This is a genomic window from Acetobacter okinawensis (assembly GCF_002153655.1).
GTDB lineage: Bacteria > Pseudomonadota > Alphaproteobacteria > Acetobacterales > Acetobacteraceae > Acetobacter > Acetobacter okinawensis_A.
Map to the genome: position 1 here is coordinate 24,087 of NZ_JOPJ01000022.1, position 12,370 is coordinate 36,456.

Consider the following 12,370-nt stretch of genomic DNA (forward strand, 5'->3'; position numbering starts at 1 on the left):
GCCTGACAAAGCCACTTATAACCGAGCCATTACATTAATTTCCATAAGAAGAAACACCATGGCTCAAACCGATACCCCCCTCCATACACCCCTGCGCGCCAACCCCGCCCCCCTTGGTCTTATGGGCTTTGGCATGACCACCATTCTGCTGAACCTCCACAATGCCGGACTTGTACCCATGGGATCCGCCATTCTGGCCATGGGTCTTCTTTTTGGCGGAGCCGCCCAGATTATTGCGGGTATTCTGGAATATGGCGTAGGCAACACCTTTGGTATGACTGCCTTTATTTCCTACGGCGCATTCTGGCTGACACTGGTGGCCCTGATCGCCATGCCGCACACGGGCATTGTCCCCGCCAGTTCCCCCGCACTGGTTGGCAGTTACCTGCTGCTGTGGGGGCTGTTCACTTTTATCCTGTTCCTTGGCACACTGCGGGCTACACGCGCACATCAGGTTATTTTTGGCACGCTGGTCATTCTGTTTGCCCTGCTTGGACTGGCAGACCTACTGGCCCAGCCGGGGCTGACCGTTATTGCCGGTTATGAAGGACTGATCTGCGGCCTGTCCGCCGTTTACCTTGCTGCGGCTGAAATTCTGGAAGCCCAGTTCAAATGTGCTGTTCTGCCTGTAGGGCCTTACACCCCGCCCCGGGGCTGACCCTTCCCCCTCTCACAAACACCCCTACCACCTCCCCTACCCAGCATTCGGCCCGGGCAGGGGAGCGTGTGTGTTACAGGCTCCCCTACCCCCCTTACGCTCCAAGCACAGCCTGTAGTGCCGTAACATCCACATCCTCAAGGCGTGCGGGCTGCCATATGGGAGCGTTGTCACGATCAATCAGACGTGCGCGCACCCCTTCTGCAAAATCTGCACGCCCGAGCATGTAGCGCACCAGCAGCCCTTCCACAGCAAACGCATCCTGCAATGAGGGCGCACTACGGGCTGCCTGCCAGCCATACCATGCTGCTGCGATGGAGGTCGGGCAGGCGCGTGACAGGTCCTGCCTGTCAGCCTGCGCACTGTGATGGAGCGCGCGCTCCAGCCGTTCCATAATCTGGCCAAGGGGTGCTTGGGGGTCATATTCCGCCATTGCCGGGCTTTGTACGGAAGGCGGCACCGGCGGCAAAGATGCAAACACATCCTCTGCCGCAGCGGTAGCAAGCCTATTGCGGAGCGTATCCAGTTCCGCCGAGGGGAGCATATAATCGGCAAAGCCCATGGCCACGGCCTGTGCTGCCTCCATGCGGCCACCAGTCAGCGCCAGCCGCAACCCGGCACCACCTGGAGCGCGTGACAAAAGCCACGACCCACCGGCATCCGGCACCAGACCGATGGATGTTTCGGGCATGGCAACAACAGAGCGTTCTGTGACCACCCGGTACCGGGCATGCCCACCCAGCCCCACGCCGCCCCCCATGGCAATACCATCCATGAACGACACAACAGGTTTGGCGTACTGCGCAATATGCAGCATGGTCTGGTAGGCGCGGTTCATCAGGTCAAACGCCACATCAGGGCCTTGAGCCAGCAGCACACCCCGTATGGCCTTAAGGTCCCCCCCGGCGCAGAAAGCGCGGGGCGCGCTGCTCTCTATCAGCACGGACTGCACCTGCGGGTCATCCCGCCAGGCCGTAAGGGCGCGTTCAATACCTTGCGCCATTTCCAGATCAACCGCATTCAGCCGTCCGGGCTTATCCAGAATGATACGGCCCAGATGCCCAAGCCGGGCTGTTTGCACGCATGCCGTGCCGGAAAGGACATCCTCTATCATTGCTTTCCTCTTTGTTTCATGCACAAACACGTAGCCATTAACCGTTGGATGAGGACAGCAGATGTTGGCTCCGGAGACCAGTGCCTATCGTAACGCCATGGCCAGACTTGGTGCGGCTGTGAATATTGTAACAACAGGAACGCTGGATAACCCGATCGGATTTACCGCATCTGCCGTATGTTCGGTAACAGATAGCCCTCCCACAGTGCTGGTCTGCCTGAACCGCACCAGCCGCGCACGCTCCGCTTTTTGTGAAGGGGGGCCTCTGTGCGTCAATGTGCTCACATCCAGCCATCAGGACCTGTCCAACCACTTTGCAAGCCCGAACACAATGGCGGAGCGCTTTGCCACAGGTCACTGGCATACGCTGGCAACAGGGGCCCCCGTGCTACAGGAGGCCGCCGCCAGCTTTGACTGCAAGATCAGCCAGATTGTGGAAGTCGGCACCCATAGTGTTATTTTTGGCGTAGTACAGGCCCTTGTGAGCCACGATAATGCGGAAGGGCTTGTTTATTTCAACCGCAGGTACCATTCTCTTCCTTGTCATCAGGGCTGAAGGCTGCCTGACTGAGGGCATTGCCTCCCTGTTTATATGAGGAGCATGAGTGATGGTCCGTAAATCTTCCCAAAGCCGTGCCTTGGCCATTCCCGCCACGCAGAACCAGATGGTGCTGGCCCTGTATGCCGCACTGACCGCATCTGTTGTTGCAGGGACGTGCCTGAGTTGGCTGCTGAGTTAAGCCATCACTCCCCACCTGCCCGGAGTTTAACGCCCGCGCAGGTGGGCCACGCCATTGGCACTGGCAAAAACCACGCTGCCAAGCAACGCAATCCAGAATGATGCCGGGCAATCTGTCAGCCATGACAGGTAAAGCCCACCCCATGCCTCAATCAGGGCAAGGCAGAAGGCCACCCCCATGCCGGACATGGGGCCAAAGCCCAGCCGCAGGCTGGCTGCTGCGGGGGCAACCATAAGCGTAAACACCAGCAAAACGCCCGTAATCTGCGAGCACATGGCCGAGGCAATCCCCACCAGAGCCAGAAAAAGCACATCCAGCAGGCGCAGATTTACACCTCTGGCCTCCGCCACCTCTGGCTGGAGCGAGGCAAACAGCAAGGGCCTGCTGATCACCGCAAGCGCTGCCACGCAGCCAACAGCCAGAGCCGCCAGCCAGTAAAGGCTGGAGGGGGAAATGCCCAGAATATCACCAAACAGCAAAGCCGTTGCGGCTCCGGCTGAACGGGTCAGAAAATGCAGGCACAAAGCCCCGGTACCCATGGCAAGGGAGAGCACAAGCCCGATCATGACATCGCGCCCGACCACCCGGTCGCTTGCCACCCCCATACCCATACCGCTGACAACCGCACTCAGCCCAAAACCCAGCAGCGCAGGCTGCCCCCACAACAGGGCGGCCGCAGCACCGGCAAAACCAACGTGCGAGAGTGCATGGCTGGCAAAACTCTGCCCACGCAGCACCAAAAACCACCCAACAGGGCCACAGACAAACGCCGCCAGAAACGCGGCCACAAACGCCGTGCGCATAAACTCGTAGGCAAACATCAGCGCGTGTGCTCCGCACAGTCACAACAATGCAGGGTATCCCCCCCGCCGTCGGCTACAACAAACAGGCGTCCATTCGCACGCACAACCTCCACCGGCGCACCATACAGCGCGCTCAGGGCCGGAGTCGTCATGACATCATCCACACTTCCCAGCAATGCCTTGCCATGCGCCAGATACAGCACACTGTCCATAAACCCCATAAGCGGGTTAATGTCATGGGTAGAGAACAGCACCGTCAGGCCCCGCTGGCGGGCCAGATCGTAAATCCTGCGCGTTGTCTCACGCATGCGCGCGGGGTCCAGGCTGGCCAGTGGTTCATCAAGCAACAGAATACGCGGGTGGTCCAGCATGGCCTGCGCCAGCAAAAGCCGCTGCCGCTCCCCCCCGGACAGGGACATGACAGGCCTTGCAGCCAGCTCACGCGCATCCACCGCATCGAGTGCCGCATCAACTTCCGCCCGCGCATGGGCCGAACACCACGGCAGCCCCCATGCCCGCCCCTGCAAGGCGGCAGCCACCATGTGCCACCCGCTAATCTGCCCGGCCACCATACGGCGCATCTGGGGCATATACCCCACAGGCATACGCCCCCTGCCAACAGGCTGCCCCTCTACCAGAACAGACCCCCGCTCTGGCGTACTCAACCCCATAATGGCGCGGAACAGGGACGTCTTACCCGCGCCATTCCCCCCCAGCACAGCCACAAAACTGCCCGGAGGGATGGCAAAGCTGACCTGATCAAGCACGCGCCGCCCACCGTATGAAACGCTGAGCTGCTCGGCCTTGATGGCCGGTGTCATCATTGCTGCACCCCAAGCAGCTGGCCGGTCTGGACCAGAATGTCATGCACCCAGACCTGCCAGTGCTTGTGGGGGGGGAGCATTTCGGACAGCGGCAGCGTTGGTACGGAGGACTGCTGGGCCAGTTCCAGCAGGTGACGGACCGAAGGTTCTTCCACCTGCTGGTTATAGACCAGCATTTTCAGGCGGTGTTCTTTCAGGTCGCTCTCAAACTTTGCAATGGTGGATGGGGCAGGTTCCACATCGTTCATGATGGCGAGCTGGAATGCCTGCTCATCCATCTGCAAACCCAGAAGATCGGCAAGTGGGGTAAACAGGGGCTCGGTCGCAGCCACATGCATGCCCGCCACGTGGGTCTTCAACAACGCGGCATGCGCCTCGATTGCCTGAATGGCCATCTGCATTTTGGCCGCACGTCCTGAATAACCGTCCGCGTGTTCGGGGTCTATGTGCGCGCAGGCTTCGGCAAAGTGTTTAACAAACGCACTGACCGCCTCCATGTTAAACCACAGATGCGGGTTGCCCCCTTCCTCCCAACCGGGCCACGAGTCGGCACGGACATAACGGGCAGGCAGCAGGCCAGATGCCGCCACCAGCTTATCGGCCCACGAATCGTACCCGGCGCCATTGGCCACAACCAGTTCTGCTGCGGCAATCAGCCGCGCATCAGCGGGTGTGGCCTGATATTCATGCGGGTCAACGGTCGGGGAGGACAAAATAGCGACAACCCGCATATCGGGTGCGGCAATCTGGGCGGCGAGGTCCCCCCACGTATTTTCTGCCGCCACGACAAGGGGCATCTTGGCGGCAGCCTGCGCTGCCCCTGCCCCAAACCCGAGCGCACCTGCCAGACTCAATGCACAAAAAGCGGTTTTTAGCCAAAAACCCTGTTTTTTCTGAACCGGAAAAACCATGATGCTGATGCCCCAATCAATGATATGTAATAATATTACATTACTTCCGCACATCCGTCACCTCATCACGCATGACTGGCCTTCCCCTTCTGGCTCGTTTACGCTAGAAATAAGAGAGAACGGATGATGAACATGCAGACCAGAACGCCCCCTTCCACCCAACCGGATGACGGCTACGGTTTTTCGGACCGTATTCAACATCAGCTTGACCACGCAGGCCGCCTGTGTGCCGGGCAGGGTGGACGCATGACCCAGCAACGGCGGGATGTTCTGGGCCTTATTCTCAGCGCCTCTGCACCTGTTGGAGCCTATGACCTGCTGGAGCAGCTCAAAACATCCGGGCGCAAGCCAGCCCCCCCGACCATTTACCGCGCCCTCGACTTTTTGCTCGAACACGGACTGATCCATCGCATTGAGCGCCTGTCCGCCTTTGTCCCCTGCACGCATCTCCAGCATGAGCATACCCATGACCATGCACATGCCCAGACCGAACCCTGCCTGCATAGTGCCCAGTTCCTGATCTGCCGGACCTGCGGTGGTGTGACCGAAATAGCGGATGCACCCCGTGTTCTGGACGTACTGAAAACCATTTGTGGCAAAAAAAACTTTACCATGCAAAGCGCATCGGTCGAGGTGGAAGGTGTGTGCGAGGACTGCACGCAGGCCGCAACCGGCCAGAAGGGGCATGCCCCAACCCCCAACTGATGGAACGGCCACCACAGCCCGGCCCTGTTCAGCCAGACCTGCTGCCCCTGCCCAATGGCAGGGTGTGCAAACCTGTCCGGGCGGGCAGAAAAACCCCCAGAACCAGACTCAACCCGACCACGCTCCATGCACAGCAGGCAGACCTGTTTGCGCTGCCACTCCCACCTCTGCCACGCTCGCGCTTTATGCCTGATGAAATTCGGCTCAGTATTGTCCCGTCCCCCGAAAAACTCCCTACTGATGGCCAGGATGCTTTTTTGTATATGGTCGTTCCGCAACATCTCGCGCAGGACTTTATGGTCACTGGCCTCCCCCTTGACCGACGCGCGCCACTCATGCTCACGGAGCGTTCAGGGATTTCTCCGTGGCTTGCAAAAACAGCCGACACGACCACAGGCTATGATGAGGCACGGCCCGTTGTGCTCCGCCTCAAACGCGCTCTTGTCGCACAGGCTCTTGAACCGGACCCTGACCATACAGCCGAATTTGCCACCGTCTGTTATCTGTTAAGTGGCAATTAAGTTTTTTACGCAATCAAGCCAGCGCGGTAGCCGTAGAATTACCCGATATAAAAAAGGCCCTGAACAAAGCAACATCTCTGCCAAGACCTTTTGATCACCGGACATTATGGCTTCATACCATTCCATCTGGTGTTAAGCGCCCCAAAACACGGTTATGACCGAGGCATCTCACCTCAACCATAACCGTGCAATAAGCGAGTTTTTTTAAACCTTATGCTTTTGCGGCACGCGGTTTACGGGTAGCTGCAACCTTGCGCTTGCGGGCAGGGGCGGCCTTTTCTGCTGCTGCCACTTCAGCTTCAGCCGCCAGACGTTCGTAACGCTTGCGACGACGGCGCTCTTGCACAATGCGCAGCTTCTCGACCGCAGAAAGGTTTTTGGCGTTTTCTGCCTCTTCCACCTTTTCTGCCCGCTTGCGGGTTGCTTTAGCTACGGGTTTGGCAGGAGCAGGTGCTACAACCGCCGTCTTACGGGCTGGCTTGCGACCACGTGCGGGGGCGGCAACCACAACCTCTGGTTCAGCAGCCACAACCTTGGCGCGTGTTTTGGCAGGCGCTGCCTTTGTTGCCTTGGCTGCGGCACGCGGTGCTTTGGCGGGTGCTTCAGCCGCTGCTGCCTGTGCTTTTGTGCGGCGGGCAGGCTTTACAACCTCTTCCACCGGAGCGGCTGCAACCTTGGTGGTCTTTCTGGTGCTTACCGGCTTGGCTGCTTTTTCTACCTTGGTGGTCTTGCGTGCGGCGGCTGGCTGGCGAGCCTTACGTGCGGCAGGAGCCGCCACCTCCACTTCAAAAATTTCTTCTACAACGTCCTGTTTTGCACGTGGCGCACGTTTTTTGGGGGTTGCAACAACAGCGGCGCGGGCCGGTGCGCGTTTACTTGTAACAACCTTACGGCTTTTTTTGGTCTCGCTCATTCCTGCATCCTTTTTTTCATCTTCCTATAAAAATCAAAGAAGAGAAAACGGTCTTTCAAAAAATATAAAAAACAAACCCATTACCGGCACGCTCCGCAACATCAGACAACGTGCCTATTTCCCCCTCTACATAACAAAAATCACCGAAAATGCAAAAAAATACTCTTGTCTTTTCAAGAATAGACAGAACAGTTCCCTCCACCGTGCAGTATATGTTCTACTCATGTTCGCAAAACTGTCATGCCACGGAGATATTGCTCACAGGGTCAAAGAAACCTTATGATAAGCGGGAGATTTTTTGTCTTCCGCCATCAGGAACCTTTGTCATGAAAATTAACGGCACCCCCTACCGCAGTGTCTGGGTTAATGAAAAAGACGGCTGGTCCGTGCATATTTTCGACCAGACCCGCCTGCCCTTCGCACTGGACGTGCTCCAGCTCACAACACCTGAGCAGGTGGCTCATGCCATTAAAACCATGCAGGTCCGTGGTGCGCCCCTTATTGGTGCGGTTGCCGCTTACGGGCTGGCGCTGGCCCTGCGCACGGACAGTTCCGACAATGCGCTGGAACAGCAGGCCGCCATGCTGGCAGCTACTCGCCCCACCGCCATAAACCTGCGCTGGGCCATTGAAAGAATGCTGACCCACCTGCGCCCCCTTACCCCGGCAGAGCGTGTTGCAGCCGCCTATGCCGAAGCAGGCCGCATCTGCGATGAGGACGCCGCACAAAACGAAGCCATTGGCCAACATGGTCTGGAGTTGCTGCGCACACTCGCTGCCCAACGCGGCAAAAATGACAAAATCAACATCCTGACCCACTGCAACGCGGGCTGGATTGCCACAGTGGACTGGGGCACAGCGCTCGCCCCCATTTACATGGCGCATGATGAAGGGCTGAACGTACACGTCTGGGTGGATGAAACACGCCCGCGTAATCAGGGAGCAGCCCTGACTGCATGGGAACTTGGCAGCCATGGTGTGCCGCATACGGTTATTGCGGACAACGCGGGTGGCCACCTGATGCAACACGGACTGGTGGATATTGTTATTGTCGGCACCGACCGTGTTACCCGCAATGCCGATGTCGCCAACAAAATCGGCACGTACCTCAAGGCACTGGCCGCACGGGACAACGGTGTGCCGTTCTGGGTCGCCCTGCCCTCCACCACCATTGACTGGCAGGTGGCCGATGGCGTCCGTGAAATTCCCATTGAAGAGCGCTCAGGAACCGAAATTACCCATATCAGCGGGCGTGATGACAACGGGCAGATCAGCCGGGTACAGATCACCCCTGATGGCAGCACGGCTGCAAACCCGGCATTTGACGTAACCCCCGCCCGCCTTGTAACCGGGCTGATAACGGAAAAAGGCTGCTGCGCCGCCACACCCGAAGGTCTGCTCTCCCTTTTTCCCGAACAGGGCTGACCTCTTCCACCAGCAGATAAAGACACCTGATTATGTCAGACACACTCCAGACCCCAACCACCTGCTTTCTGGCCGCTCATGGGGTGGCCTTTACCATGCATGATTATGATTATGTGTCCGATCCGGGCAAAATCGGCATGCATGCCGCAGCGGGCATTGGCATTGACCCCGAAAAGGTTTTCAAAACCCTGATGGTGGAAATCGACAAAAAACAGGTCGTATGCACCGCTATTCCCGTAAACCTGAAAATGGACCTGAAAAAAGTGGCCGCTCTTATGGGCGGCCGCAACGCCCGTATGCTCGGAGCCGAAAAAGCCGAAGCCCTGACCGGCTTTCAGGTTGGTGGGATCAGCCCCTTTGGGGCGCGCACAACCGTGCCTGTTATTTTTGACAAGAGCATACTGGGTCTGGACAAGCTCTACATCAACGGCGGTGGCAGGGGGCTGGTTGTGGAACTGGCACCAAAAGACGCCATAAGCTGCGTGCAGGCTACAATTGCCAGCATTACCGTGGACGCCCCACACACCTGAACACATAAAAAAGCACAGGCAGGGCTGGAGGTGCATAAAACCCCTTCCACCCTCCTTAAAGGACGCCTATTCCTTACTACGGGACTTTGCTCGTTATGGCGGACCAGCCACCTGTTCGGCCCGATGGAAGTCTGTTCTGGTATGGAGACAAGATGCCACGCAAGCTGACTGTGGCCCTTCTGGCACCTTTGTGTCTGGCGGCCTGCACCTCCCAGCCCTCCACAGGGGGCAGTTCACCCACCCACGGAGGTGGCGGATCCTCCGGCATGTATGGCCTGAACACCCATGTGCCGGACTTTGCCACGCGCAATTTTGAGCCCTTCAACCGTCAGGACGTTGTGGCCATTGCCATGCGTGAATGGCGGATGTTCGGCAGCCCGGTCAATGACGACAACCCCGAGCAGCGGCCAGAACCACAGGTTGCCGCAATCAAACCCGAGCGTGCACCGGGGTTGTGGCAGCGTGTGGGCGAATACTGGTGGATTGGCATGGACCCGGGCATGAGCGAGGTCGCATGGACAGGCAAACACAATGCAGACGGCCAGTTGACCGATTTTGTGCATGACGGATTTTTTGCATGGTCGGCGGCATTCATCTCCTACGTCATGCGGGTTGCCGGGGCCAATGAGCGCTTCCCCTACTCCCCCAACCATTCCACCTATATTAACGCGGCCGCCTCCGGGCAGTCCCCCATCCTGCGCGCCCACGACCCTGCGTCCTATACCCCCAAAGCGGGTGATCTGGTCTGTGTTGCGCGTGGGCGTAGCCGGCAGAACATCCGCTTTGCAAGCCTGCCCACCTCATACGGCTTTCCCGCGCATTGCGGCTATGTGGTCGCCACAGGCCAGAATGGGCCACCCTTTGGCCGCCAGCTCAGCATTATTGGCGGAAATATTGACGATGCCGTAGCCCTGACCCACGTCCCCACAGATGAGCAGGGGCGGCTGGCAAGCCCCGCCGGGCAAAGCTACGACCCACGCTATCCTTGGTGTGCTGTTCTTGAAGTGCTATATGATGCCGAAGAAGAACCCGATGCAGGCCGGTAGGTTACAGGGGCCCTCCCCCCAACACTGACCAGCCCCGATCACCCAACCCGACCATAACAAGCAGGGTACACAGATGACCGAAAGCGCAACGTCCTCCCCCCATACCGGCTGGACCTCCCTCTCGCCCGACATGCCCGGCGCGGTAGGTGGAACGCCCCTTATTCTTTTGCGCAAGGCCTCTGAAGCAACGGGTTGTCAGATTTACGGCAAGGCGGAGTTCATGAACCCCGGCGGTTCTGTAAAAGACCGGGCTGCACTTGCCATTATTGATGATGCAGAACGCCGTGGTGTGCTCAAACCCGGCGGCACTCTGGTTGAAGGGACAGCGGGCAACACAGGCATCGGGCTGACCCTTGTTGCCAATGCACGCGGCTACAAATGCGTAATTGTCATGCCCGAGACCCAGAGCCGCGAAAAAATCGGGTTTTTGCGCATGATCGGCGCAGACCTGCGTCTGGTGCCTGCCAAGCCTTACCGTGACCCGGGCAACTACGTCCATGTCTCCCGCCGTCTGGCGGAAGAAAACGGCTGGGTCTGGGCCAACCAGTTTGACAATACCGCCAACCGCGAGGGCCACCGCGCCACAACAGCGCAGGAAATCTGGCAGCAGATGGGCGGCAAGGTTGATGCCTTTACCTGCGCCTGCGGCACAGGTGGCACACTGGCGGGCATAGCCCTTGGCCTGCATGACGCAGCGCGGCGTGACAACACAAAAGCCCCCCATATTGTACTGGCCGACCCCGAAGGCTCGGGCCTGTACGGCTGGGTCAAGAGCAATGACCTGTCAGTCGCCGGGTCCTCCATTACCGAAGGGATCGGCCAGTCCCGCGTGACCGGCAACCTTGAAGGCGCCCCTATTGACGATGCAGAGCGCATCCCTGACCCCGAGGCGCTGGACGTGATCTACAGCCTGCTGGGAGAGGAAGGCCTGTCCGTTGGGGGGTCATCTGGCATTAATGTTGCAGCAGCCATCCGCACGGCCCGCAAGCTTGGGCCGGGGCACAGGATTGTCACCATTCTGGCCGATGGGGGGGCGCGGTATGAATCCAAACTCTTTAACCCGACCTTCCTGCGGGAGAAGAACCTGCCCGTTGCACCGTGGCTCGACCAGTAAGTTTACCCCTCCATCTGAATTAAGCACACAAGGGAGCATGACCCGTTTTTTGGGTATGAAACAGACATGACAAAAAGCGGGCTCCCCAAAAGCTGGCCTATAGCGGTGTTCTGCTGCCTTGTTATCCTGAGTGTTTCCATTGCCGCATTTTGTATCGGCATTGTTGTCATTCAGGATTTCAATATTATTCCGGGCTGCCTGTGGCTGGTTGTCTCCGCACTCACCCTGTGGCTGTCCGATGTCTGCATAGACTGGCACAACCGCCCTACCCCATAAAAACCACTAGACCTTACACCACCCTGCAAAGCTAGAATTTCAACGCGCTTCTTGCTCGGGCCGCACGTCCATGACATCGCCACGGCTCCCGACCAGTGCGATCTCGATACCAGCCAGAGCGCAACGCGGCGCCAATCGTTTGGCCAGACGCAAAGTGCCTTCCGTAAAAGGGACGACAGCCACCTGCCGTCCCTGCGAGGGTGTTGCCATCAACATTCCCACCGTCTCGCACAGGCCTTTGTAAAGCCGGGACACCTGACCAGAATGCCGCGTGTTGATGATCCCGCCCTTGCATTCTGCGGAGATGATGTGGTTGCACACCTCTGCGACCACGTCACCCAGCCCCGATTTTGGCTGAACAGTGATCTCCTGCCCCGTAGCGTTCCGATACGTGCCGCCATAGCTGGTGGTGCCAATCGTGGAGACCTTGATAAAACCACGTCGCAGCAACCATGCTGCAAAGTCGAACTGCTTGCCGTGCTCGCCATCGGGGTGAACACGGATGTGCCGGGTGTCCTCCGTCCGCAACAGGTGCATGGCATAGGCGAGCATGACCGCGCCTTCATAAAGATGGTGCTCTTGATCGCCATCGGATTTCCCGACCCGGTTTGGCGGCGGTGACAAGGCTATAACGAGATCTTCAAAATCCATGACAATCCTCCCCGACCGCTGGAATAAATAATGAGTCCAGACTGACTCAGTATCACGCGCTATGCCATGTGCTGCCAGACAATGCCGGACCAGAACACAAAAAAAGCCCGCATTTCTGCGGGCTTTAAGGCACTTTCATG

The 12,370-nt window shown here is 58.4% G+C and carries 16 protein-coding genes; 10 read left to right on the forward strand and 6 right to left on the reverse strand.

What is annotated here, in order from left to right; genetic code table 11:
• Positions 1-58 precede the first annotated feature (58 nt).
• Positions 59-658, forward strand: a complete 600-nt coding sequence (locus HK26_RS10000) for an acetate uptake transporter (RefSeq protein WP_086639649.1) — start codon at positions 59-61, stop codon at positions 656-658.
• A 94-nt stretch (positions 659-752) separates the two neighbouring features.
• Here the strand turns inward: HK26_RS10000 and HK26_RS10005 are convergent, their stop codons facing one another.
• A complete protein-coding gene (locus HK26_RS10005) occupies positions 753-1,772 on the reverse strand; it encodes an enoyl-CoA hydratase/isomerase family protein (RefSeq protein ID WP_086639650.1) in 1,020 nt (339 codons plus the stop codon).
• A gap of 61 nt (positions 1,773-1,833) precedes the next feature.
• Between HK26_RS10005 and HK26_RS10010 the strand changes: the two genes are divergently transcribed.
• Positions 1,834-2,328, forward strand: coding sequence for a flavin reductase (locus tag HK26_RS10010; RefSeq protein ID WP_086639651.1), 495 nt, complete (start codon positions 1,834-1,836; stop codon positions 2,326-2,328).
• 52 nt (positions 2,329-2,380) lie between these two features.
• Positions 2,381-2,512 (forward strand): hypothetical protein, encoded by a 132-nt coding sequence (locus tag HK26_RS13905; RefSeq protein WP_257640961.1) that lies wholly within the window; start codon positions 2,381-2,383, stop codon positions 2,510-2,512.
• A 26-nt stretch (positions 2,513-2,538) separates the two neighbouring features.
• On the opposite strand, the gene HK26_RS10015 is transcribed toward HK26_RS13905, so the two are convergent.
• Genes HK26_RS10015 through HK26_RS10025 form a run of 3 tightly spaced genes read right to left on the reverse strand, consistent with a single transcriptional unit; the run spans position 2,539 to position 5,050 of the window.
• Positions 2,539-3,333 (reverse strand): metal ABC transporter permease, encoded by a 795-nt coding sequence (locus tag HK26_RS10015; protein ID WP_025826441.1) that lies wholly within the window; start codon positions 3,331-3,333, stop codon positions 2,539-2,541.
• The gene (locus HK26_RS10020) at positions 3,333-4,139 is read right to left on the reverse strand and encodes a metal ABC transporter ATP-binding protein (RefSeq protein ID WP_086639652.1); all 807 of its coding nucleotides are present in this window, start codon (positions 4,137-4,139) and stop codon (positions 3,333-3,335) included. The genes HK26_RS10015 and HK26_RS10020 overlap by 1 nt, the downstream gene beginning before the upstream one ends.
• Positions 4,136-5,050 (reverse strand): metal ABC transporter solute-binding protein, Zn/Mn family, encoded by a 915-nt coding sequence (locus tag HK26_RS10025; protein WP_086639653.1) that lies wholly within the window; start codon positions 5,048-5,050, stop codon positions 4,136-4,138. The genes HK26_RS10020 and HK26_RS10025 overlap by 4 nt, the downstream gene beginning before the upstream one ends.
• A gap of 123 nt (positions 5,051-5,173) precedes the next feature.
• Here HK26_RS10025 and HK26_RS10030 point away from each other — a divergent pair, with 123 nt between their 5' ends.
• Positions 5,174-5,755: a Fur family transcriptional regulator gene (locus HK26_RS10030; protein ID WP_374188241.1), complete on the forward strand. Its 582-nt coding sequence runs from the start codon at positions 5,174-5,176 to the stop codon at positions 5,753-5,755.
• Positions 5,695-6,276, forward strand: coding sequence for a hypothetical protein (locus HK26_RS13910; protein ID WP_257640963.1), 582 nt, complete (start codon positions 5,695-5,697; stop codon positions 6,274-6,276). Before HK26_RS10030 ends, HK26_RS13910 begins: the two co-directional genes overlap by 61 nt.
• Positions 6,277-6,487: 211 nt before the next feature.
• Here the strand turns inward: HK26_RS13910 and HK26_RS10040 are convergent, their stop codons facing one another.
• Positions 6,488-7,189 (reverse strand): hypothetical protein, encoded by a 702-nt coding sequence (locus tag HK26_RS10040; RefSeq protein WP_086639654.1) that lies wholly within the window; start codon positions 7,187-7,189, stop codon positions 6,488-6,490.
• Positions 7,190-7,515: 326 nt separating this feature from the next.
• Between HK26_RS10040 and mtnA the strand changes: the two genes are divergently transcribed.
• The 5 genes from mtnA (at position 7,516) to HK26_RS10065 (ending at position 11,579) form a co-directional block, all read left to right on the forward strand.
• A complete protein-coding gene (gene mtnA, locus HK26_RS10045) occupies positions 7,516-8,613 on the forward strand; it encodes an S-methyl-5-thioribose-1-phosphate isomerase (RefSeq protein WP_086639655.1) in 1,098 nt (365 codons plus the stop codon).
• A 32-nt stretch (positions 8,614-8,645) separates the two neighbouring features.
• Complete coding sequence (locus tag HK26_RS10050) at positions 8,646-9,143, forward strand: aminoacyl-tRNA deacylase (RefSeq protein ID WP_086639656.1); 498 nt, start codon at positions 8,646-8,648, stop codon at positions 9,141-9,143.
• A 152-nt stretch (positions 9,144-9,295) separates the two neighbouring features.
• A complete protein-coding gene (locus HK26_RS10055) occupies positions 9,296-10,189 on the forward strand; it encodes a DUF2272 domain-containing protein (RefSeq protein WP_086639677.1) in 894 nt (297 codons plus the stop codon).
• 73 nt (positions 10,190-10,262) lie between these two features.
• On the forward strand, positions 10,263-11,303 hold the full coding sequence (locus HK26_RS10060; protein ID WP_086639657.1) for a cysteine synthase A: 1,041 nt from the start codon (positions 10,263-10,265) through the stop codon (positions 11,301-11,303).
• A 66-nt stretch (positions 11,304-11,369) separates the two neighbouring features.
• Positions 11,370-11,579, forward strand: a complete 210-nt coding sequence (locus HK26_RS10065) for a hypothetical protein (protein ID WP_086639658.1) — start codon at positions 11,370-11,372, stop codon at positions 11,577-11,579.
• 39 nt (positions 11,580-11,618) lie between these two features.
• Here the strand turns inward: HK26_RS10065 and HK26_RS10070 are convergent, their stop codons facing one another.
• Positions 11,619-12,203 carry a hypothetical protein gene (locus tag HK26_RS10070; RefSeq protein WP_257640964.1) on the reverse strand — a complete coding sequence of 195 codons (585 nt, stop codon included), beginning with the start codon at positions 12,201-12,203 and terminating at the stop codon, positions 11,619-11,621.
• Positions 12,204-12,370 lie beyond the last annotated feature (167 nt).

Excerpts from the sequence above, each read along its gene's own strand:
- HK26_RS10000 (WP_086639649.1), top strand. The coding sequence starts at position 59 with ATGGCTCAAACCGATACCCCCCTCCATACACCCCTGCGCGCCAACCCC.
- HK26_RS10005 (WP_086639650.1), bottom strand. The coding sequence starts at position 1,772 with ATGATAGAGGATGTCCTTTCCGGCACGGCATGCGTGCAAACAGCCCGG.
- HK26_RS10010 (WP_086639651.1), top strand. The coding sequence starts at position 1,834 with ATGTTGGCTCCGGAGACCAGTGCCTATCGTAACGCCATGGCCAGACTT.
- HK26_RS13905 (WP_257640961.1), top strand. The coding sequence starts at position 2,381 with ATGGTCCGTAAATCTTCCCAAAGCCGTGCCTTGGCCATTCCCGCCACG.
- HK26_RS10015 (WP_025826441.1), bottom strand. The coding sequence starts at position 3,333 with ATGTTTGCCTACGAGTTTATGCGCACGGCGTTTGTGGCCGCGTTTCTG.
- HK26_RS10020 (WP_086639652.1), bottom strand. The coding sequence starts at position 4,139 with ATGATGACACCGGCCATCAAGGCCGAGCAGCTCAGCGTTTCATACGGT.
- HK26_RS10025 (WP_086639653.1), bottom strand. The coding sequence starts at position 5,050 with ATGGTTTTTCCGGTTCAGAAAAAACAGGGTTTTTGGCTAAAAACCGCT.
- HK26_RS10030 (WP_374188241.1), top strand. The coding sequence starts at position 5,174 with ATGATGAACATGCAGACCAGAACGCCCCCTTCCACCCAACCGGATGAC.
- HK26_RS10040 (WP_086639654.1), bottom strand. The coding sequence starts at position 7,189 with ATGAGCGAGACCAAAAAAAGCCGTAAGGTTGTTACAAGTAAACGCGCA.
- mtnA (WP_086639655.1), top strand. The coding sequence starts at position 7,516 with ATGAAAATTAACGGCACCCCCTACCGCAGTGTCTGGGTTAATGAAAAA.
- HK26_RS10050 (WP_086639656.1), top strand. The coding sequence starts at position 8,646 with ATGTCAGACACACTCCAGACCCCAACCACCTGCTTTCTGGCCGCTCAT.
- HK26_RS10055 (WP_086639677.1), top strand. The coding sequence starts at position 9,296 with ATGCCACGCAAGCTGACTGTGGCCCTTCTGGCACCTTTGTGTCTGGCG.
- HK26_RS10060 (WP_086639657.1), top strand. The coding sequence starts at position 10,263 with ATGACCGAAAGCGCAACGTCCTCCCCCCATACCGGCTGGACCTCCCTC.
- HK26_RS10065 (WP_086639658.1), top strand. The coding sequence starts at position 11,370 with ATGACAAAAAGCGGGCTCCCCAAAAGCTGGCCTATAGCGGTGTTCTGC.